The sequence below is a fragment of the Mycobacterium conspicuum genome (assembly GCF_010730195.1).
GTDB lineage: Bacteria > Actinomycetota > Actinomycetes > Mycobacteriales > Mycobacteriaceae > Mycobacterium > Mycobacterium conspicuum.
In genome coordinates, this window is record NZ_AP022613.1 from 1,403,471 (window position 1) to 1,424,349 (window position 20,879).

Genomic DNA, 20,879 nt, shown 5'->3' on the forward strand with positions numbered 1-20,879 from the left:
GGCCTGGGTCAAGGCCTGGGACAAGGCCGCGAAGCCGACACGCTAGCGTACCTAGGCAACGTTACAAATATCGCGAATTCTGACAAGCAAAAATGGAGGTCCGGATGGAGATCAGCGGGAAGAAGGTCGTCGTCATCGGCGGTGCTTCGGGAATGGGGCGGGCCAGCGCCGAGCTACTGCACGAGCGCGGCGCGCAGGTCGCGGTGCTCGACCGCGAGGGCTCCGACGGCAAAGAGGTCGCCGACGGTATCAAGGGCAAGTTCTACCCGGTCGACGTCACCGACTTCACCGGCACCGAGGAGACCCTGCAGGCCGCGGTCGACGACCTGGGCGGGCTGCATGTCGTCATCACCACCGCCGGCGGCGGCATCGCCAAGCGGACCATGACCAAGACCGGCCCGCACGACCTGGAGTCCTTCCAGTCCGTGATCGACCTCAACCTGATCGCCACCTTCAACATCAGCCGGCTGGCCGCCGCGCACATGAGCAAGAACGAGCCCGAGGACGAGGAGCGCGGCGTGATCATCAACACCGCGTCGATCGCGGCGTTCGAAGGTCAGATCGGGCAGGTCGCCTACACCGCCGCCAAGGCGGGCATCGCCGGCATGTGCCTGACCATGGCCCGTGACTTGGGATCCCTGGGCATCCGGGTGCTGGCCATCGCGCCGAGCCTGTTCGCCACCGGGCTGACCAAGGGCATTCCCGACGAGTTCGCCTCGGCGTTGACCAAGGACGCCGCCTTCCCCAAGCGGCTCGGCCGTCCCGAGGAATACGCCAAGCTGGTGGCGGCGATCGTAGACAACCCGATGCTCAACGGCCAGTGCCTGCGACTGGACGCCGGGCAGCGGTTCGCGCCCAAGTAGCCGCCCGGACCGGGCGGGCTCGGGCCCGCCCGGATTCAGTACACTCTTTCTCGGCGGCCCCGGCGAACGGTGCGGGCCGCAAAGCCGCGCGAGGAGGGCCCAGATGGGTATCGCACTGACCGACGACCACCGCGAGCTCGCTGAGGTCGCGCGCGCATTCCTGACCTCGCAGAAGGCGCGCGCGGCGGCGCGGTCGCTGCTCGATGCACCCGAGGAGGCGCGCCCGCCCTTCTGGGGAGGCATCGTCGAACTGGGTTGGCTTGGCCTGCACATCGACGAGGCGCACGGCGGGTCCGGCTATGGGCTGCCCGAGCTCGTGGTGGTGGTCGAGGAACTGGGCCGGGCCGTGGCGCCCGGCCCGTTCGTGCCGACGGTGATCGCGTCGTCGGTAATCGCCAAGGAGGGCGGCGCCGGGCAGCAGGCCCGGCTGTTGCCGGGGCTGATCGACGGAACGGTCACTGCCGCAATCGGTCTGGACGGCGCGGTGCGGGTTCAGGACGGGCGGGCCGACGGCGAGGCCGGGGTGGTCTTGGGCGCCGGGCTGGCCGAGCTGCTGCTGATCGCCGCGGGCGACGACGTGCTGATGCTCGAGCGCGATCGCGCCGGCGTCTCGGTCGAAGTGCCGGAGAACTTCGATCCGACCAGGCGCTCCGGCCGGGTCCGGCTGCAGAACGTGACCGTGTCCGAGGACGACATCCTGCGCGGGGCGCGCGAATCGGCGCTGGCCCGCGCGCGCACCTTGCTGGCCGCCGAGGCCGTGGGCGGGGCCGCCGACTGCGTCGAGTCCGCCGTCGAGTACGCCAAGGTGCGCCAGCAATTCGGCCGCACCATCGCGACTTTCCAAGCGGTGAAACATCATTGCGCGAACATGGTGGTCGCCTCCGAGTCGGGGATCGCCGCGGTGTGGGATGCCTCGCGGGCGGCCTCCGAGGACGAGGAGCAGTTCCGGCTGATCGCCGCGGTGGCGGCCGCGCTGGCCTTCCCGGCCTACGCCCGCAACGCCGAACTCAACGTTCAGGTGCACGGAGGCATCGGCTACACCTGGGAACACGACGCTCACCTGCATCTGCGCCGGGCGATCGTCACCGCCGCACTGCTCGGCGGCGACGGGCCGGCCCGCGATGTCTTCGACCGCACCGCCGCCGGGGCGGTCCGGGAAAACAGCCTGGACCTGCCGCCCGAGGCCGAGGAGCTGCGCACCCAAATCCGCGCCGACGCCGCCGAATTGGCCGCCCTCGACAAGCAGGCCCAACGCGACAAGCTGATCGAGACCGGCTACGTGATGCCGCACTGGCCCAAACCGTGGGGCCGCGCCGCCGACGCGGTCGAACAGTTGGTCATCGAGGAGGAGTTCCGCGCGGCCGGCATCAAGCGCCCCGACTACGGCATCACCTCATGGGTGATCCTGACCCTGATCCAGCACGGAACCCCTTGGCAGATTGAGAGATTCGTCGAGAAGGCGTTGCGCAAAGACGAGATCTGGTGCCAGCTGTTCTCCGAACCCGAGGCGGGCTCGGACGCGGCGTCCATCCGGACCCGGGCCACCAGGGTGGACGGCGGCTGGAAGATCAACGGACAGAAGGTGTGGACCAGCGGGGCGCACTACTGCGCGCGCGGGCTGGCCACCGTGCGCACCGACCCCGATGCGCCCAAGCACGCCGGCATCACCACGGTGATCGTCGACATGAAGGCGCCCGAGGTCGAGGTGCGCCCGCTGCGGCAGATGACCGGGGGCAGCGACTTCAACGAGGTGTTCTTCAACGACCTGTTCGTTCCCGACGAAGACGTCGTCGGGGCGCCCAACTCCGGGTGGACGGTCGCGCGCGCGACGCTGGGCAACGAGCGGGTCAGCATCGGCGGCAGCGGTTCGTTCTACGAGGGCCTGGCGGCGGAAATGGTGAAAGCGGCCCAACAGCACGCGGATCGCTTGGCGGGCGCCCCAATTCGGCTGGGCTACTACTTGGCCGAGGAGACCGCGCTGCGGCTGCTCAACCTGCGCCGCGTCGCGCGCAGCGTCGAGGGCGCCGGCCCGGGGCCGGAGGGCAACGTCACCAAACTCAAGCTGGCCGAGCACATGGTGGAGGGCGCCGCGATCATGGCGGCGCTGCAGGGACCCGAGGTTGCCCTACTCGACGGACCCGGGGCGCTGGCCGGTCGACTGATCATGGGCGCACGCGGCATGACGATCGCGGGCGGCACCTCGGAGGTGACCCGCAACCAGATCGCCGAGCGAATCCTCGGCATGCCGCGCGACCCGCTGATCAACTAGCGCCTCGAGGCCGGCGCAAACAGCGGCGCGCCGCCGGCGCCGCGTTCGGCTTGCGCGGCGACCCGCATCCCCACCGTCACCGAATCCGGTTTGCAGCCAACGATATTGGCAGCGACGCGCAACCCGCGCTGTTCGGCGAGCTCGACGATGGCGATCACATACGGAGTCGGGATCTCCGGGTTGAAGGCGTGGTGGTTGACCGTATAGGTGAACACCGTGCCCTCACCGGACACCGGGCGTGCCACCAACGGTCCGCCGCAGTCGCGGCACTCGCCGGCGGGCGGATGCACCCAGCGTGCGCACGCGTCGCAGTGTTCGATTAGCAGCTGGGACACCGACTCTGCCGACACGGCCAATACAGTACACTCTATTCGGTTTGGCGTAGGCGGCGGGTTTCGGTCTCACGGGTTAGGTGCAGATGAGCTACTTCGAAAAAGACGCGATCATCTCCGGCATCGGAATCTCGCGAATCGGCCGCCGCACCGGCATTCCGGGCTTCGACCTGACCATGGAGGCGGTTCGATCCGCCATCGATGATGCGGGCCTGGCCGCCGCCGACATCGACGGCATCGCCACCCTCGGTGACACGCCGCCCGGTGAGGTCAACGCCGCGCTGCGTATCGAGGCTGCGGACTGCGGAAGCGGCTTCGGCACCGGCGGCCTACTGAGCCCGGTGATGTCGGCGTGCCGCGCGGTCTCCGAGCGACGCGCCCGCCACGTGGTGATCTACCGGACCATCCAGATGCTCGGTGGCACGGTCCCGGTCAAGCAGGACGAAAATGCGCCCGCCCCGCCGCTGGCGCGCATGTTCGAGACCCCCGAGGGGGCGCCGAAGCCAGCCGTCGGCGCGATGGATGACGTCAACGATCTTGTGGCGGCCCAAGCCTATTCGGCTGCCAACTGGCTGGCGCTGAACTGCCGCCGGCACATGGAGCTGTATGGAACCACCAAAGAACAGCTGGGCTGGATCGCGTTGAACGGCAGGCGCAACGCGGCATTGAATCCCCGTGCGGTCTACCGCGAACCGATGACGATGGCCGACTATCTGAGCGCGCGCCCGGTCTCCACACCGTTCGGGCTGCTGGACTGCGACGTCCCCATCGACGGCTCGATCGCGGTGGTGGTGTCGCAAGCGGAGTACGCGCGTGACTGCCCGCACCGCGCGGTGGCGGTCGAGGCGATCGGCGGGTCCGACGGTGCCGGCGGCTGGTTCCACCGCGACGACTACCCCAAGATGGCCATGTCGGATGCGACGGCCCAGATGTGGTCGCGCACCGAGTTGACGCCCGCCGACGTCAAGCTCGCGGAGTTGTACGACGGCTTCACCTATCTCACCCTGGCGTGGCTCGAGGCGCTGGGAATCTGCGGCGACGGCGAAGCCGGCCCGTTCGTCGAGGGCGGCGCGCGGATCGCCCGCGACGGGAAGCTGCCGCTCAACACCTACGGCGGTCAGCTCTCCGCCGGCCGCATGCACGGCTACTGGGCGCTGCACGAAGGGTGTCTGCAGTTGCGCGGCGAGGCGGGGGAGCGGCAGGTCACGCAGCGCCCCGAGGTCGGTGTCGTCTCCGTGGGCGGTGGTCCCGTCGCGGGTTGCATGCTGCTCACCTGCTGAGGATGAACGGCGATGCCGGCCCGGCGGACAAACGAGCATCGAAGATCGCCCGCCAGATCGAGGCGGACATCGTGCGTCGCGGCTGGACTGTTGGAGAGTCGCTGGGATCCGAGCAAGAGCTGCAGCAACACTACGAGGTGAGTCGATCGGTGTTGCGGGAGGCTGTTCGGCTCGTCGAGCACCACCAGGTGGCCCGGATGCGCCGCGGGCCCAAGGGCGGGCTGCTCATCTGCGAGCCGGACGCCGGCCCGGCGACGCGCGCCGTCGTCATCTATCTGGAGTACCTGGGCACCACGCTCGGCGACCTGCTCAATGCGCGCCTGGTACTCGAACCGCTGGCCGCCGCACTCGCCGCCGAACGGATCGACGAGGCCGGAATCGAGCGACTGCGAGGCGTGTTGCGCGCCGAACAACAGTGGCGGCCCGGCCTGGACGCGCCCCGTGACGAATTCCACATCGCGCTGGCCCAGCAGTCGAAAAACCCTGTCCTGCAGCTGTTTATCGATGTGTTGATGCGCCTGACCGCGCGCTACGCCCGCAGGTCGCGGACAGGGTCCGCTGGGGAAGCCGTCGAGCTGGTCGACCGGATGCACACCGACCACTCCGAAATCGTCGCCGCGGTCACCGCGGGCGATGCCGCGCGGGCCAAGACACTCAGCGAGCAGCATGTGAAAGCGGTCACGGCGTGGTTGCAGCAGCATCAGCGCGGCGATAAGGCGCCGCGCCGACGGACGCGGCCGAATCTGGAGGCGCCGCGCGGCAAGCTCGCCGAAGTGCTGGCGGCCACCATCGGCGCCGACATCGCCGCCAGCGGCTGGCCGGTCGGTTCGGTGTTCGGCACCGAAACCGCCCTGCTCGAACGTTATCGGGTGAGCCGCTCGGTGTTGCGTGAGGCCGTGCGGCTGCTCGAATTTCATGCCGTCGCGCACATGCGCCGCGGCCCCGGCGGCGGGCTGATCGTCACCAAGCCCGAGCCGCAGGCCAGCATCGACACCATCGCGCTGTACCTGCAGTACCGCCAGCCGAGCCGCGAAGATCTACGCTGCGTCCGCGAGGCCATCGAGATCGACAGTGTGACCAGGGTCGTCGCCAAGGTCGTCGAGGGGCGAGTCGAACCCGAGATGGCGGCGCTGCTGAACGCGGCCGACGATGCGCGCAACGTCGCCGTCGAAGAGTCACGATTTCATATCGGTCTTGCCCAGCTCGCGGGCAACGCTCTGCTGGACCTGTTCCTGCGGATCATCGTCGAGCTGTTCCGCCGGCATTGGTCCAGCACCGGACAGCGCTTGCCGACGCCCAGCGACGTCGTCGCCGTCGAGCGCGCTCACCTGCGGATTCTCCAGGCGATCGGGGACGGCGACGACAGCCTGGCCCGCTACCGGCTTCGGCGTCATCTGGACGCCGCGGCGTCCCGATGGCTCTGAGGGGCGATGACGGATCGGGGTCGGCGTGTCGTAGCCAGCTCTTAGCAGCCACGCATAGCGAAGGGCCGTCCGGGGTACTGAAAAAGAGACCGACAGCCGGTCCAGCGAAGGGTTGGCCCAGTGACACACAGCGGGAGCGCCTATATGACGACGCGCACGGACGCCGAGCATCAAGGCTTCGTACATTCCGCCCTGCTCTATCGATCCAGCGGGGAGTACGTGGACTTCGTGCTGCGCTTCGTGCTGGACGGCTTGTCGGCCGCCGAGCCGGCGCTGATCGCGGTGCCCGGCGACAACTTGGCGTTGCTGCGCGACGAGCTACGGCGCGAATACGACGGAATACCAGCCGGATTGCACACCGCCGACATCACCGAGATCGCGCGCAACCCGAGCCGATTTCTGGCGATGAAAAGCGAATTCGCCGAGCAATACCGCGATCAGCGAGTGCGCATCGTCAGCGAGCTCGTGTGGCCGGGCCGCACCGACGACGAGCTGCTCTCCTGCACCGAGGACGAAGCGTTGGTCAACGAAGCACTCGCACACCACCGGGCGCTGTGTTTGTGTCTCTACGACGCCAGTCGCCTCGACGACGACGTCCTGGCGAGCGCCCGTGCGACCCACCCACTGCTGTGGGCGTGCGGAGCTCTGCATCCCAGCGCGGACTACGCGCCGCACGAGGCGCTGGCACGGTGCAACAAACCGTTGCCGCTAAACCCCGGCGCGGTCACCTACACCGTCCGCGAGACGGCGGATCTGCGTCCGGCGCGGTCGCTCGCCGTCGACTACGCCAGTTGGGTTGGACTGTCGCAGGACGGCACCGAAGATCTGCAACTGATCGCGACCGAATTGGCCACCAACAGCCTGATGTACACCGAGGGCGGCTGCCAGCTGGCCTTTTGGCGGGACAAGCAGCATCTGGTCTGTGAGGCCCGCGACACCGGACGCTTCGACGACCCGCTGGCCGGCCGCCGCCCCCCGGGCGGCAGCGGCACCGCCAGCCGCGGACTGTTCCTGGTCAACGCGATGACCGACCTGGTCCGCACCCACACCACGACGACCGGGACCACCATCCAGGCGTACCTGCGGATGGATCCGGCGCCGCGGCCAGCTGGGTGAGGCTCCCGACCTACCGCTGCTGCGGTGTTCCGGGCGCCGGCTGAGTTGGTGCGGGAAGTTCCGATGTGCAGCCCACGGCCAGTATTGCGGACCCCGCGATCAGCGCCGCGGCCACGGTTCGAACTGCCAGCGTCCTCGTCATGCTCTTCGATCCCCTCATCGGTGGCGCCTTTCGTCTGCGTAAGCGTGGTTCTGCGCTCAATTCTGCGTTCAATTCTGCCGGGCCAGTCTAGCCACGGTAGATCGGTTGCCCCTCAACGGCCTTGGGGCGTTAATGAATTTGCATCGTCGGCGTGCGGCGTCTAGTGTCGCGCTCGTGCGTCTTCTTGCAGTAGTAGCCAGCACCCGCAGCGGGGTCTGATCCAGACCGACCCCCCGCTGTGGGTCGGAAGCTACTACCGTCGGTCGCCCTCTGACCAGAGAAGACCGGCACATGACAACTCTTTCCCACCACACGCCACGCCCGTGCGTGGCCAATGCCTGGTTCGGCGACCACTTCGGTGCATCGCTGCCGCGTGGTCTGCGGGAGCAGGCCGAGAGCATGTCCTGGGAGAGCTTCGTCGCGGCCTACGGGCATAGCGCCGGACCGTTGCGGCTTGGGCACTGGTCTTGCACCGACACCGAGCGACCCGCTACGCGGATCGGCCCGCAGGCGCGCAACTTTCAGGCCGTGATCGCCGTCGGCGACCACATCAGCACGTCGACCGCCGCGGCCAGCGGCCCCGTCGCCGCCCTGACCGCGATGCTGCACGAGCGTGGAATCACGGTGGAGATGTTGAACTTCCACCAGATGCGATCCGGCGAACACACCGCCACCTTCGTCCGCGGCAGCGACGGGATCCGTGCCGAATGGGCGATGGGCTGGGCGGGCGATCCGACGCAGTCGGCTTTGCGCGCGATCATCGCGTGCGCAAATCGGCTGTTGGCCTGAGCCGAAATTACAGCGGGCGCAACACGATGTGCATGCCGTCCTTCGGTACGGGCATGCCGCCGTAGTCCCAGACCGGCTTGTAACCGGGCCGGGGAAGCTCCAGCCGGTAGCGGCGCAGCAGCCGGTGCAGGATCGTCTTAATTTCCAACTGCCCGAACACCATTCCGATGCACTTGTGTGCGCCGCCGCCGAACGGCGAGAACGCGTAGCGGTGCCGCTTGTGCTCGCTGCGCGGCTCGGTGAACCGCTCCGGGTCGAATTTCATCGGGTCGGTCCACAACTCCGGCAGGCGGTGATTCAGACCCGGATATGCGATGACATTGATGCCCTCCGGCAGGTAATAGCCCAGCAGTTCGGTGTCGCGCACCGTGCGCCGCATCGCCCATTGCACCGGGGTCACCAGCCGGATCGACTCGTTCATCACCAAATCGAGCGACTCCAACTTCTCCAGCGACTCGATGTCCAGCGGCCCATCGCCCAGGCGGTCGGACTCGTCGCGGCACCGTTCTTGCCACTCCGGGTGGGCGGCCAGGTGGTAGACCATCGTCGTGCTCGTCGACGTCGACGTGTCGTGGGCGGCCATCATCAAAAAGATCATGTGGTTGACGATGTCGTCGTCGGAGAACCGGTTGCCGTCCTCGTCCTCGGTCTGGCACAACACCGTGAGCAGGTCGTTGCCCTCCTTGCCGCGACGCTCGCGGACGCGGGCCTCGAAGTAGTTTTCCAGCAGTTCGCGTGCCTTGAGCCCGCGCCACCAGGTGAACGGCGGCACGCCGGTGCGGATGATCGCGTTGCCGGCCCGGGTCGTCGTCGTGAACGCACTGTTGACCTTGGTGAGCAGCTCGCGGTCGGTGCCGGGCTCATGGCCCATGAACACCATCGAGGCGATGTCGAGGGTCAACTCCTTCATCGCCGGGTACAGCAGGAAGCGCGCGTCGTTGACCACCCAGTCGTTGGCGATCACCTGCGACACCACCCGGTCCATCTGCTCGACGTAGCCGACCAGCCGCGAGCGAACGAACGCCTCCTGCATGATCCGCCGGTGGAACATGTGCTCCTCGAAGTCGAGCAGCATCAGCCCGCGACGGAAGAACGGCCCGATCACCGGGACCCAGCCCTGCTGGGAGTACTCCTTGTTGCGGTTGGAGTAGATGACCTGTGCGGCGTCCGGCCCCAGCGCCGCGACGGTCGGCATCACCGGCGAGTCCCCGTAGACGATGGGGCCCTTGTTCTTGTAGAGGAACATCAAATAGTCGGGCCCGCCGCGCAACATCTCGATGAGGTGACCGATGACGGGCAGCCCCGCGTCGCCGACGGCCGCCTTGAGGCCGCTACCGGGCGGCGGTTCGGCCAGCGTGCGCTCCGGGAACTCGGTGTTCCGCAGCCGCCGTTCCACCAGGCCCATGCCGGGGAAGTTGTTGATCGACGGGGTAAAGCGGCGCCGCGCCTGGTCAAGCAGGTAGTGCGGGGTGCTGATGGTGGCGGCCATAAACGCTCCTTTGCGTGCCCGGGATCAGGTCAGTCACGTGACACCTGTCACTCTTCGACTATCCTTCGGGACAAACTTGACGCCTGTCAAGTTTGCTTTTCGCGCGCCGTAGTGAAAGGTCAGAAAGATGGATAACACCGCGGTGAATCCGGAGCAGGCCGTGCCCGCCGGGCGGCGCCGCGGTGACAAGCACCGGCAGGCGATCATGGCCGCGGTGCGCGAGCTGCTGCAGGAGAAACCGTTCGACGAACTTTCGGTGAGCACCATCAGCCTGCGCGCCGGGGTGGCGCGCTCGGGCTTCTACTTCTACTTCGATTCCAAGTACGCGGTGCTCGCCCAGATCATGGCCGAGGCCGCCGAAGAACTCGAAGAACTCACGCAGTACTTCGCTCCGCGGGGGCCGGGCGAGTCGCCGGAGCAGTTCGCCAAACGGATGGTGGGCAGCGCGGCCGCGGTCTATGCGCACAACGACCCGGTGATGGAGGCCTGTAATGTCGCGCGCCACACCGACATTCAGATCCGCGACATTCTCGATCGACAATTCGAGGTGGTGCTGCACCAGATCGTCGGCATCGTCGAAGCCGAGATGACCGCCGGCACCGCGCATCCGATCTCCGACGACATCCCGACGCTGGTCCGCACCCTGGCCGGCGCGACCGCGTTGGTGCTGACCGGTGACCCCATCCTCGCCGGCCGCGATCATGACTTGGAGCGCCGCGTGCGGGTGCTCGAGCAGTTGTGGCTGAACGCGCTCTGGGGCGGGCAGGGCTAGGCAGTATCGTCACGACCATGGCGAAGGCGGGGCGGTACTTCGAGGGGAAACGGTGCTTTGTCACCGGCGCGGCCAGCGGCATCGGCCGCGCGACCGCGCTGCGGCTGGCTGCGCAGGGCGCCGAACTGTATCTGACCGACCGCGATTCGGATGGCTTGGCCCGCACCGTCGCCGATGCCCGCGCGCTCGGCGCGCAGGTGCCCGAGCACCGGGTGCTGGATGTGTCCAACTACGACGAGGTGGCCGCGTTCGCGGCCGATATCCACGCCAACCATCCCAGCATGGACGTCGTGCTGAACATCGCGGGCGTGTCTGCGTGGGGGACCGTTGACCGGCTCACACACGATCAGTGGAGCCGGATGGTCTCGATCAACCTGATGGGCCCCATCCACGTCATCGAGGCGTTCCTGCCGCCGATGGTGGCCGCGCGCCGGGGCGGCCATCTGGTCAACGTGTCATCGGCGGCGGGCCTGGTCGCGCTGCCGTGGCACGCGGCCTACAGCGCCAGCAAGTTCGGATTGCGCGGCCTGTCCGAGGTGTTGCGCTTCGACCTGGCCCGGCACCGCATCGGGGTGTCGGTCGTGGTGCCCGGCGCGGTGCAGACCCCGCTGGTCAACACCGTCGAGATCGCCGGGGTCGATCGCGACGACCCCAAGGTCAGCCGCTGGGTCGACCGGTTCAGCGGGCATGCGGTGTCAGCGGAGAAGGCGGCCGAGAAGATCCTGGCCGGCGTCGCCAAGAACCGATACCTGATCTACACGTCGGCGGACATCCGGGCCTTGTACGCGTTCAAGAGGCTGGCGTGGTGGCCCTACAGCGTGGCGATGCGCCGGGTCAACGTGATCTTCACGCGGGCGCTGCGGCCCGCCCCGGCGCTACACGAGCTCCAGTCGCACCCCGAGTAGCCGGATCGGCCGGTCCAGCTCGAACAGGTCCAGGATCGTTAACGCCGCAGCGACAACGACATCCGGCTCGGTGCCCGGCTCGGGCAGCTTGCGGATCTTGGTGCGGGTGTAGAACGTGGCGGTGCGCACGGTCACCGCGACCCGCGCGACGACCCGTCCTTCCGCCACCATGTCCTGCAGGGTTCGTCGGGCCAAATCGCTTACGGCTTGGTCCATTTCGGCCCGGTCGGTGAGGTCGCGGGCGAAGGTGACGACGTGGCTGCGGGAGCGCGGCACCCAGGGCGCGGCGCTGACTTCGGTGTCGCCACCGCCCTTGGCGAGCAGCAACAGCCACAGGCCCGTGCGCGGACCGAACGTCGACGTCAACAGCTCGGCGTCGGCACGCGCAAGCTGCCCGACCGTTGTGATATCAAGGGCGGCAAGCTTTTTCGCTGTCTTCGGGCCGACGCCCCAGAGTGCGTCGACCGGACGGTCGGCCATCACGGACATCCAATTCGCATCGGTGAGGGTGAAGACGCCCGCCGGTTTCGCGAAGCCGGTGGCGACCTTGGCGCGCTGTTTGTTGTCGCTGATGCCGACCGAGCACGACAGTCCCGTTTCGGCGAGCACGACGGTGCGGATCTGCTCGGCGACCTCGGCGGGGTCTCCGGTTTGCAAGCCCACGTACGCCTCGTCCCAGCCCCACACCTCGACCCGATGCCCCAGGTCGCGCAGCAGACCCATCACCTCCTCGGACGCCGCGTCGTAGGCGGCCGGATCCGACGGCAGAAAGGTCGCGTCCGGGCAACGACGGGCCGCGCTGCGCAACGGCATGCCCGCGTGCACGCCGAATTCACGGGCCTCGTAGGAGGCACAGGTGACGACCTTGCGGGGTTCGGTCGGATCGCCGTTGCCGCCGACGATCACCGGCAGCCCCACCAAGTCCGGCCGCCGGCGCAGTTCCACCGCTGCCAGAAACTGGTCGAGGTCGACGTGCAGGACGATCACTGTCCGCACAGCTTGCGTGCCAGGTTTTCCCACGCGTCGCCCAGGCTCTGCTGCGTGTGTCCGCCATCGTGGAGTTGATGCTCGACGTAGTCGACGTCGAGCAGGGCCAGCAGCGCGTCGGTCTGGGCGTCGAGGTCACCGCTGGTGCGCGCCGAGGCCAGCAGCACCCGCACGTGCGTGTGCAGGACCGCGGCGGCGGGCCCGTAGCGGGAGCGGGGATCGCGGTGGGCCGCGGACAGCAGCGCGCGGTGCGTGTGCGCGAAACGGATCCGCTCCCGGCCGAACGCCACCAGCCGGTCCAGCGGCGGCGCGTCGGGGCCCAGCGGCGGCGGACCGAAGAGAAATGCCTGCTGACTGGCCCGTTCGTCCTGGTCGAGGAGCTCCAGCATCAGGCCCGCCCGGCTGCCGAACCGGCGGAACAGCGTGCCCTTGCCGACGCCGGCGGCCGCGGCGACGTCATCCATGGTGACCGCGTCGGCGCCGCGGGTGGTGACCAGGTCGCGTGCGGCGTCGATCAACAACGCGCGATTGCGCGCCGCGTCGCTTCTCTCCGGCGCGGCGGACACCGGCAATTCGACCACTCCCGCACTTTAGCTCGGCAGGAATAAACCGGACTAGAGTCCGATTCAATCGTGGAAGGATGGAGACCAACAACCGAAGGGGAATCAGACGTGGCACCAGAGGGTTCGGACATCAAGGTTTTGGCGCTGGTGGGCAGCCTGCGTGCGGCGTCGATCAATCGACAGATCGCGCACCTGGCGGCCGAGGTGGCTCCAGAAGGCGTCACCGTTACGGTGTTCGACGGGCTGGGGGACCTGCCGTTCTACAACGAGGAAATCGACGATGCGACCAACGATGCCCTCGAGCATTCGCCCGCTCCGGTCGAGGCCTTGCGGGCAGCGGCGGCCGAGGCGGATGCCGTCCTGGTGGTGACCCCCGAGTACAACGGCAGCTACCCCGCGGTGGTCAAGAACACGATCGACTGGCTATCGCGGCCCTTCGGCAACGGCGCGGTGAAGGGCAAACCGTTGGCCGTGATCGGCGGGTCTTTTGGCCGATACGGCGGGGTCTGGGCGCACGACGACACCCGCAAGTCGTTCGGAATCGCCGGTGCTCGGGTGGTCGAAGCGATCAAGCTGTCGGTGCCGTTCAAGACCCTGGACGGCAAGGCGCCAGCGGAGCACGCCGAGCTGTCGGACAGCGTGCGCGACGTCGTCGGCAAGCTCGCTGCAGAGGTCGGCTGACAAGGGTTCAGTTGCGACTGGCGGCTTTGCTGGCTGTGAGCCCCGGCAACGAGCGGGGGCCGAAGTTGTCGGTGCCCGCTGCTACACCTGGATGCAGAGGCGCCGCCGGCGGGGCTTGTGACCTGCGACACGCCGAGCGGCGCGCCAGGCAAAGCGTAACGACCAGGGAATTTCAAAATTGTTATTCAGAACATGTTGTATCTCGGCCACTTGTCACCCACTAGGTGTAGTGTTTCGCAGGTCGGCAGGATCCCAGGATCACAAAGTCCTCCGAGGTCAGCTTGACCTCTGCGGACCTCTCGGAATCGGCCCGCATGCGTCGAAGTCACGACTTCGACCCAGGCGGCCGCAGGACGGGAATCCTTGGACTTGCCGGACCGCTGAACATAGCTCAGAAGTTGCACCGAAGTAGTTGCCAGTCCGTGATCAAGTTCCCCCTTCCGCAAAGGAGCGGTATCTCAGATGAGCATCACTGTGTACACCAAGCCCGCATGCGTACAGTGCACCGCGACCTACAAGGCGCTGGACAAGCAGGGCATCGCGTACGAGAAGGTCGACATCAGCGTGGATTCCGAGGCGCGGGACTACGTGATGGCACTGGGCTACCTGCAGGCTCCCGTCGTGGTGGCGGGCAACGACCACTGGTCGGGTTTTCGGCCCGACCGCATCAAGGCGCTCTCCGAGGCCGTGCTGACCGCATAGCGCGCGGAGCATGGGTGCGGTGAGTTAAGGAGGTTGCGGTGCCATGGAGAGCATGGACATCCCGGGACGCAACCTGGATTGGATGAGCGACGACCCGCTGCGCCCGGTTGCGCCGTGCTTGCGATCGTCACTGGTCTATTTCTCCTCCGTGTCGGAGAACACCCATCGTTTCGTGCAGAAGCTGGGTGTTCCCGCCACGCGGATACCGCTGCACGGACGCATCACGGTCGACGAGCCGTACGTGCTGGTGTTGCCGACCTACGGCGGCGGGCGGATTAATCCACACATCAGCGATGGTGGCTACGTCCCCAAGCAGGTCATCGCCTTTTTGAACGACGAGCGCAACCGCTCCCTGATCCGCGGCGTCATCGCCGGCGGCAACAACGACTTCGGCGCCGAATTCGGCTACGCGGGCAACGTGGTTGCCGGCAAGTGCGGCGTCCCGTACCTCTACCGCTTCGAACTGACGGGAACCCCGGACGATGTGGACGCCGTCCGCGTGGGACTCGACGAATTCTGGAAGGAACAGACGTGCCACCAACCGTCACTACAGAGCCTGTAACGTCCGGCGCGCACGTGCTGCCCGACGAGACTGACTTCCACGCGCTCAACGCGATGCTGAACCTGTACGACAAGGACGGCAAGATCCAGTTCGACAAGGACCGGGAAGCCGCCCATCAGTACTTCCTGCAGCACGTCAACCAGAACACGGTGTTCTTCCACAATCAGGACGAGAAGCTCGACTACCTGATCAAGGAGAACTACTACGAGCGCGAGGTTCTCGACCAGTACTCACGCAACTTCGTCAAGACGCTGCTGGATCGGGCCTACGCCAAGAAGTTTCGGTTCCCGACGTTCCTCGGGGCGTTCAAGTACTACACCTCCTACACGCTGAAGACGTTCGACGGCAAGCGCTACCTGGAACGCTTCGAGGACCGGGTCGTGATGGTTGCACTGACGCTGGCCGCCGGCGACACCGGGCTGGCGGAGAAGCTGGTCGACGAGATCATCGACGGCCGGTTCCAACCGGCCACCCCGACGTTTTTGAATTCGGGCAAAAAGCAGCGCGGTGAGCCGGTGAGCTGCTTTCCTGCCGGAACGCCGGTGGATACCCCCGACGGGCCGCGGGCGATCGAGACCCTGCGCGCAGGTGACCGGGTGCTTTCCCACGACGGGTCTTTCTCCGTCGTCGAGTCCGTGATCGAGAACCCCAACGACCAAGCACTCATCTCGATCTCGCACTTCGGGCACAGGGAGCCAATCCTGTGCACTCCCGAGCATCCGATCCTGGTGTGGACCACGCGTGATGTGCAGACACTCATCGCGGGCGACGGCGCTGACCCCTTCAATGGATTCGTTTGGTTGGCTGCCAAAGACATTCATCCGACGGACTTCATCGTGACGGCAGCGCCGTTGGCGGGACGGGCACGGCGGGTCTATGACCTGATGGAATACGCCGGCGCGGGCGAATATGAAGAGGTCGACGGGCTGATCCGGAAGGTCAATTGCGATCGGAAGCACCGCAACAAGCAGCGCCACTCCATGCGTTTCGTGTCAGTGAATCGCTACGTCGAAGAGTCGTACGACCTGGGCCTCATTCTCGGTTGGTACGTCGCCGAAGGCCATATCTCCAAGCGGTCGGGACCCACCGACCGGACCCCCAACGGCATCCACTTCACGATCGGCACGCACGAACTCGAGTACCAGCAGGAGTTGGCGGCGGCGTTCAAGCGAGTGTTCGCGGCGGACCTCGCCATACATCAGAGCGTGTCGGACCAGTCGGTGCGCATGATTTGCAACAGCAAGGTCGTTGCGTCGCTCTTCCTGTCCATGGTTGGCACCGGCTATCACCTGAAACGGTTGTCCCACGAGATCCTGACGGCCGACGAAGAGTTCCAGCGTGGATTGCTCGCCGGCTTGTTCCGCGGCGACGGCTGCAGTACCACCGGTGGCATGGTGCTCGACTTGGTGAATCCGGAGCTGATTGATCAGGTGCAACTCTTGCTGCGCCGGATGGGCATCATGTCTCGAGTTCGCCAGTACACCAACCGGTCTGGCAATGTGACCGGCCAGGTCTTCGTGCCCGGCCTGCCCGGCGCCAACGAGGACTTCATCTTTGACGTCGGCAAGAACCTGCACAACTACGTCGGCCAGAAGGGGACTTCGCGGACGACAACTCAGGTCGTACATGGCAGGCACGTGTATGGAATCCGTGAATTGAGGCGCACAGACGACGTTCCCACGGAGGTCTATAACCTCCACGTCGAGGACACCCATACGTACACGATTCGTGGCATGGTCGTACATAATTGCTTCCTCCTTCGCATCGAAGACAACATGGAGTCGATCGGGCGATCGATCAACTCTGCACTGCAGCTGTCCAAGCGGGGCGGCGGAGTTGCATTGCTGCTGACCAACATTCGCGAGCACGGCGCACCGATCAAAAACATCGAGAACCAGTCCTCGGGCGTCATCCCCATCATGAAGCTGCTCGAGGACTCGTTCTCCTACGCCAACCAGCTCGGCGCGCGTCAGGGCGCCGGCGCGGTGTACCTGCACGCCCATCACCCCGACATCTACCGGTTCCTGGACACCAAGCGCGAGAACGCCGACGAGAAAATCCGGATCAAGACGCTCTCGCTCGGCGTGGTGATTCCCGACATCACCTTCGAGCTGGCCAAACGCAACGACGACATGTACCTGTTCTCGCCCTATGACGTGGAGCGGGTCTACGGCGTGCCGTTCGCCGACATCTCGGTGACCGAGAAGTACTACGAAATGGTCGACGACGCCCGCATCCGCAAGACGAAGATCAAGGCGCGGGAGTTCTTCCAGACGCTGGCCGAGCTGCAGTTCGAGTCGGGCTACCCGTACATCATGTTCGAAGATACGGTCAACCGAGCTAATCCCATTGAAGGCAAGATCACGCATTCCAACCTGTGCTCGGAGATCCTGCAGGTGTCGACGCCGTCGCTGTTCAACGAGGATTTGTCGTATGCCAAAGTGGGCAAAGACATTTCGTGCAACCTGGGGTCGCTGAACATCGCCAAGACGATGGACTCGCCGGACTTCGCCCAGACCATCGAGGTGTCGATCCGCGCGCTGACCGCCGTCAGCGACCAGACCCACATCTGGTCGGTGCCCTCAATCGAACAGGGCAACAACGACTCTCATGCGATCGGGCTGGGGCAGATGAACCTGCACGGCTACCTCGCGCGCGAGCGCATCTTCTACGGTTCCGAAGAGGGCATCGACTTCACCAACATCTACTTCTACACGGTGCTCTACCACGCGCTGCGCGCGTCGAACCGCATCGCGATCGAGCGCGGCACGCACTTCAAGGGCTTCGAGAACTCCAAGTACGCGTCGGGGGAGTTCTTCGACAAATACACCGAGCAGGTCTGGGAGCCGAAGACCGAAAAGGTGCGTCAGCTCTTCGCCGATGCGAACATCCGCATCCCGAACCAGGACGACTGGCGCCGGCTGAAGGAATCCGTGCAGGCGCACGGCATCTACAACCAGAACCTGCAGGCGGTGCCGCCGACCGGGTCGATCTCCTACATCAACCACTCGACGTCGTCGATCCACCCGATCGTGTCGAAGGTCGAGATCCGCAAGGAAGGCAAGATCGGCCGCGTCTACTACCCGGCGCCGTACATGACCAACGACAACCTGGAGTACTACCAGGACGCGTACGAGATCGGCTACGAGAAGATCATCGACACCTACGCGGCGGCCACTCAGCATGTGGATCAAGGGCTTTCGCTGACGTTGTTCTTCAAGGACACCGCCACCACCCGCGACGTGAACAAGGCGCAGATCTACGCGTGGCGCAAGGGCATCAAGACGCTGTACTACATCCGGCTGCGGCAGATGGCGCTGGAAGGGACTGAAGTGGAGGGCTGCGTCAGCTGCATGCTGTAGGCGCGGTGTCGTCGGAGTGAATTAGAGATTCGATTCGATGAGTATTGATTGGGAAAGCATTGGTCAGGTCAACTTCGACCGTGTGATCGAGGCGCTGATATTGCGGCGTCACCGCGGGACGAATGCTCGGGTCCGTGCGGTAAACGGTCGCGGCGGTGACAGTGGTATCGATATCGAAGTGATCGACGACGGACGACTCATCATCTACCAGCTCAAATACTTTCCCGGAGGCTTCTCTGGTGGCTGGCGTACGCGCCGACCGCAGATCAAGGAGTCGTTCGAAACCGCGCTCGAAAATGATCCCGATGTGTGGACGCTCGTAATTCCAAGCGTTGCAACGACTCCCGAGCACAATTGGGTACGAGCGTTGGCAGTGCGCGATGGGCCCGAGATCGAAATCATGGATCGGGACGAGCTCGACAACTTGCTGGCGGACTTCCCTGACGTCGACCGATGGTTCCAACGGGACGCGATGAGGGAATATGCGGAGCTTTACGGGCAGGAGCGCGCATGCCTTTTCGGCGGCATAGATGACCTCGCCCAGCGCGTCCAAGGTCTGGGCGGGGTTGTTGACTCAACAGATCCCGACTGGACCTTTGACTTCGCCCGAGTGGGTGATTGCACGACGTGGTCGCTTCGGCCGCAGCATGAACGGGCGCATATAAACAGCCCGGTTTCATTGAGGGTGGCAGGCGACCTTGAAAAATTGCCCATGGAGGCGCGCGAAACGATCGACCGGGCAATTTTATACGGAACTTCCGATGCGATCGCCATACCGGGGGCCGCGGTTACCGCTATCCATATCGAAGGACCGAAATTCATCGCTGGCGACCACCCGCCTGCGGATGTGCGACTTGAGCGGCTATCGGACACGCCCGGGGTTGGGAAGCTCTTGGAATTGAGGCTGTTTGACACGAACGGTGAAAACATCGCATCGCACGAAGGCTGTGTAACCCATGCCGACATTGGGACTGCCGGTGGTTCCATCGAAGGCAAATTCTGTGATGAGCGGTTGCACCTCAAGTTCCTGATTCCTTTCGAAGCGGTACGGCGGGACGAGCCGACTCGGGTGAAAGTAGGCGCTCACATGACGGTCGACCTGAGCCGGCCGGGCCGACCTGTGGTCGTTCAAGAAACGCTTGCTCTTGCGCGCCTCGTCCGCTTCGCTCCTCGGATCGAGGTTCACATCGACGGCCAATTAGTAACCTCGGTTACGCAGGTGCCTGGCATCGCAGCCGACAACGACACCGATTATCTGATCATCGAGCAGTTGGCGGAGGACCTCGACATTGTCCAGCGCTACTGCGGCCAGTTCTTCGACCTCCCTGCGGAAGTCACTTTCAAGGAGCGTGTTGAGCTACGGGTCGCCCGACTACTCGTTCAGGGGCACATCGTCGCGCATCCTGGGGCCAAGGAACTTGCATTTTCCCTCGATGGCCAAGACAGCGAAGAGTTGCGTGTTGACCTCAGCACCCCGCGACTTTTGGTGTTGAGAATGCCAAGTGACCATGAAATCACTGTTGGGGGTAGAACGCTGTCGCTGGGTCCGGTCTATGTGATCGACCCGGCAGCTACGCCGGTGAATGGCGCCGAAGCCATCGCAGCCCTCGATCGAGGAGAAGGCAACGGTTTCGTGGTGCGCGTCCGGCCGGCCACAAATCCGTACTTTTGTCTCGCACTGGCAAACAAGCCTGCTGAGGAGTTAGATCTCCGCCAGCAGGCTATGTGGAGTCTTATTGGTGTTGACCAGCCGCAGGCACCGGGCGCGCCTGCTGCTGAAGCGTCGTAGTTGCGAGCGGGCAATGCAGTCTGCCCAGGTCAGGCTGTGCAACGGCGTAAGGTGCTTGACGTGGTGAGAATACCTCGACCTCCAAGGCCGCCCCGGCCACCGCACCCGAGCATCAAGCCCGGGAAGAAGGTCGACGCGCGCAGCGAACGCTGGCGCGAACATCGCAAGAAGGTGCGCAGCGAAATCGTCGACGCGGCGTTCCGCGCCATCGACCGCCAGGGCCCCGAGCTGAGTGTGCGGGAAATCGCAGAAGAGGCCGGCACCGCAAAACCGAAGATTTACCGGCACTTCCACGACAAGTCGGACCTGTTCCAGGCGATCGGCGAGCGGCTGCGCGACATGTTGTGGGCCGCGATCTTCCCGTCGATCAACCTCGCCACCGACTCGGCCCGCGAGATCATCCGGCGCAGCGTCGAGGAGTACGTCATCCTCGTCGACAAGCATCCCAACGTGCTGCGCGTGTTCATCTCGGCGCGCTCAGGGGCCACCACCGAGTCCACCGTGCGCACCCTCAACGAGGGCCGTCAGATCACGCTGACCATCGCCGACATGTTCGACAACGAGCTCAAGGACATGGAACTGGACCATGCGGCGCTGGAGTTGGCCGCACACGCGGCTTTCGGGGTGGCCGCTTCGTCGACCGAGTGGTGGCTCGGCGCGGAGCCCGACAGTCCGCGCCGGATGCCGCGCGAGCAGTTCGTCGCTCATTTGAGCACCATCATGATGGGGGTCATCGTCGGCACCGCCGAGGCGCTGGGCATCGCGGTGGACCCCGACCAGCCGATCCACAGCGCGGTGCGCAGCAACCCCGCCGCCAGCTGAGACTCAGGCGACGTTGACATCGTCTCGGCG

The 20,879-nt window shown here is 65.7% G+C and carries 17 protein-coding genes and 3 pseudogenes; 16 read left to right on the forward strand and 4 right to left on the reverse strand.

The genetic code is table 11. The features are described from left to right. The first annotated feature begins 104 nt into the window (after positions 1-104). Together G6N66_RS06755 and G6N66_RS06760 are read left to right on the forward strand one after the other, a co-directional pair. Positions 105-863, forward strand: a complete 759-nt coding sequence (locus G6N66_RS06755; protein ID WP_085232433.1) for an SDR family NAD(P)-dependent oxidoreductase — start codon at positions 105-107, stop codon at positions 861-863. Between the two features lie 103 nt (positions 864-966). Continuing rightward, positions 967-3,132, forward strand: coding sequence for an acyl-CoA dehydrogenase (locus G6N66_RS06760; protein WP_085232274.1), 2,166 nt, complete (start codon positions 967-969; stop codon positions 3,130-3,132). Here G6N66_RS06760 and G6N66_RS06765 read toward each other — a convergent pair. Next, positions 3,129-3,482: a Zn-ribbon domain-containing OB-fold protein gene (locus G6N66_RS06765; RefSeq protein WP_085232273.1), complete on the reverse strand. Its 354-nt coding sequence runs from the start codon at positions 3,480-3,482 to the stop codon at positions 3,129-3,131. The genes G6N66_RS06760 and G6N66_RS06765 overlap by 4 nt on opposite strands. Before the next feature lie 68 nt (positions 3,483-3,550). On the opposite strand from G6N66_RS06765, the gene G6N66_RS06770 reads away from it, so the two are divergent. The 4 genes from G6N66_RS06770 to G6N66_RS06785 all read left to right on the forward strand — a co-directional run bounded on the left by G6N66_RS06770 (position 3,551) and on the right by G6N66_RS06785 (position 8,215). Further along, entirely contained in the window at positions 3,551-4,744 is a 1,194-nt protein-coding gene (locus G6N66_RS06770; protein ID WP_085232432.1) for a thiolase family protein, read from the forward strand. Beyond that, the gene (locus G6N66_RS06775; protein ID WP_372515889.1) at positions 4,741-6,168 is read left to right on the forward strand and encodes a FadR/GntR family transcriptional regulator; all 1,428 of its coding nucleotides are present in this window, start codon (positions 4,741-4,743) and stop codon (positions 6,166-6,168) included. Before G6N66_RS06770 ends, G6N66_RS06775 begins: the two co-directional genes overlap by 4 nt. Before the next feature lie 144 nt (positions 6,169-6,312). Beyond that, positions 6,313-7,284 carry a sensor histidine kinase gene (locus G6N66_RS06780; RefSeq protein WP_085232271.1) on the forward strand — a complete coding sequence of 324 codons (972 nt, stop codon included), beginning with the start codon at positions 6,313-6,315 and terminating at the stop codon, positions 7,282-7,284. A gap of 433 nt (positions 7,285-7,717) precedes the next feature. Next, positions 7,718-8,215, forward strand: coding sequence for a 2-isopropylmalate synthase (locus G6N66_RS06785; protein WP_085232270.1), 498 nt, complete (start codon positions 7,718-7,720; stop codon positions 8,213-8,215). 7 nt (positions 8,216-8,222) lie between these two features. Here G6N66_RS06785 and G6N66_RS06790 read toward each other — a convergent pair whose 3' ends face one another. Beyond that, complete coding sequence (locus G6N66_RS06790) at positions 8,223-9,704, reverse strand: cytochrome P450 (protein ID WP_085232269.1); 1,482 nt, start codon at positions 9,702-9,704, stop codon at positions 8,223-8,225. A 127-nt stretch (positions 9,705-9,831) separates the two neighbouring features. Here G6N66_RS06790 and G6N66_RS06795 point away from each other — a divergent pair, with 127 nt between their 5' ends. Both G6N66_RS06795 and G6N66_RS06800 read left to right on the forward strand, forming a co-directional pair. Beyond that, a complete protein-coding gene (locus G6N66_RS06795) occupies positions 9,832-10,476 on the forward strand; it encodes a TetR/AcrR family transcriptional regulator (protein ID WP_085232268.1) in 645 nt (214 codons plus the stop codon). A gap of 17 nt (positions 10,477-10,493) precedes the next feature. Continuing rightward, positions 10,494-11,381 carry an SDR family oxidoreductase gene (locus tag G6N66_RS06800; RefSeq protein WP_085232267.1) on the forward strand — a complete coding sequence of 296 codons (888 nt, stop codon included), beginning with the start codon at positions 10,494-10,496 and terminating at the stop codon, positions 11,379-11,381. On the opposite strand, the gene G6N66_RS06805 is transcribed toward G6N66_RS06800, so the two are convergent. Further along, positions 11,352-12,377, reverse strand: coding sequence for a DNA polymerase IV (locus G6N66_RS06805; RefSeq protein WP_163645791.1), 1,026 nt, complete (start codon positions 12,375-12,377; stop codon positions 11,352-11,354). The genes G6N66_RS06800 and G6N66_RS06805 overlap by 30 nt on opposite strands. After that, positions 12,365-12,949 carry a TetR/AcrR family transcriptional regulator gene (locus tag G6N66_RS06810; RefSeq protein WP_085232265.1) on the reverse strand — a complete coding sequence of 195 codons (585 nt, stop codon included), beginning with the start codon at positions 12,947-12,949 and terminating at the stop codon, positions 12,365-12,367. Before G6N66_RS06810 ends, G6N66_RS06805 begins: the two co-directional genes overlap by 13 nt. A 90-nt stretch (positions 12,950-13,039) precedes the next feature. Between G6N66_RS06810 and G6N66_RS06815 the strand changes: the two genes are divergently transcribed. From G6N66_RS06815 to G6N66_RS06840, 8 genes and pseudogenes are all read left to right on the forward strand, one after another. Then, entirely contained in the window at positions 13,040-13,612 is a 573-nt protein-coding gene (locus tag G6N66_RS06815) for an NAD(P)H-dependent oxidoreductase (protein WP_139825133.1), read from the forward strand. Positions 13,613-14,074: 462 nt separating this feature from the next. Continuing rightward, positions 14,075-14,314, forward strand: a complete 240-nt coding sequence (locus G6N66_RS06820; protein ID WP_085232264.1) for a redoxin NrdH — start codon at positions 14,075-14,077, stop codon at positions 14,312-14,314. A gap of 82 nt (positions 14,315-14,396) precedes the next feature. Beyond that, the gene (nrdI, locus tag G6N66_RS06825) at positions 14,397-14,876 is read left to right on the forward strand and encodes a class Ib ribonucleoside-diphosphate reductase assembly flavoprotein NrdI (RefSeq protein ID WP_085232430.1); all 480 of its coding nucleotides are present in this window, start codon (positions 14,397-14,399) and stop codon (positions 14,874-14,876) included. After that, positions 14,846-15,403: pseudogene (locus tag G6N66_RS30335) on the forward strand (ribonucleotide reductase N-terminal alpha domain-containing protein); the annotation flags it as partial. The gene nrdI and the pseudogene G6N66_RS30335, both read left to right, overlap by 31 nt. Continuing rightward, a pseudogene (locus G6N66_RS30340) lies at positions 15,392-16,597 on the forward strand (LAGLIDADG family homing endonuclease); the annotation flags it as partial. The pseudogenes G6N66_RS30335 and G6N66_RS30340, both read left to right, overlap by 12 nt. Before the next feature lie 24 nt (positions 16,598-16,621). Next, positions 16,622-18,238 (forward strand): annotated as a pseudogene (nrdE, locus tag G6N66_RS30345) (class 1b ribonucleoside-diphosphate reductase subunit alpha); the annotation flags it as partial. Between the two features lie 37 nt (positions 18,239-18,275). Continuing rightward, positions 18,276-20,027: a hypothetical protein gene (locus G6N66_RS06835; RefSeq protein ID WP_085232262.1), complete on the forward strand. Its 1,752-nt coding sequence runs from the start codon at positions 18,276-18,278 to the stop codon at positions 20,025-20,027. A gap of 60 nt (positions 20,028-20,087) precedes the next feature. Further along, positions 20,088-20,849: a TetR/AcrR family transcriptional regulator gene (locus G6N66_RS06840; protein WP_372515888.1), complete on the forward strand. Its 762-nt coding sequence runs from the start codon at positions 20,088-20,090 to the stop codon at positions 20,847-20,849. Positions 20,850-20,879 lie beyond the last annotated feature (30 nt).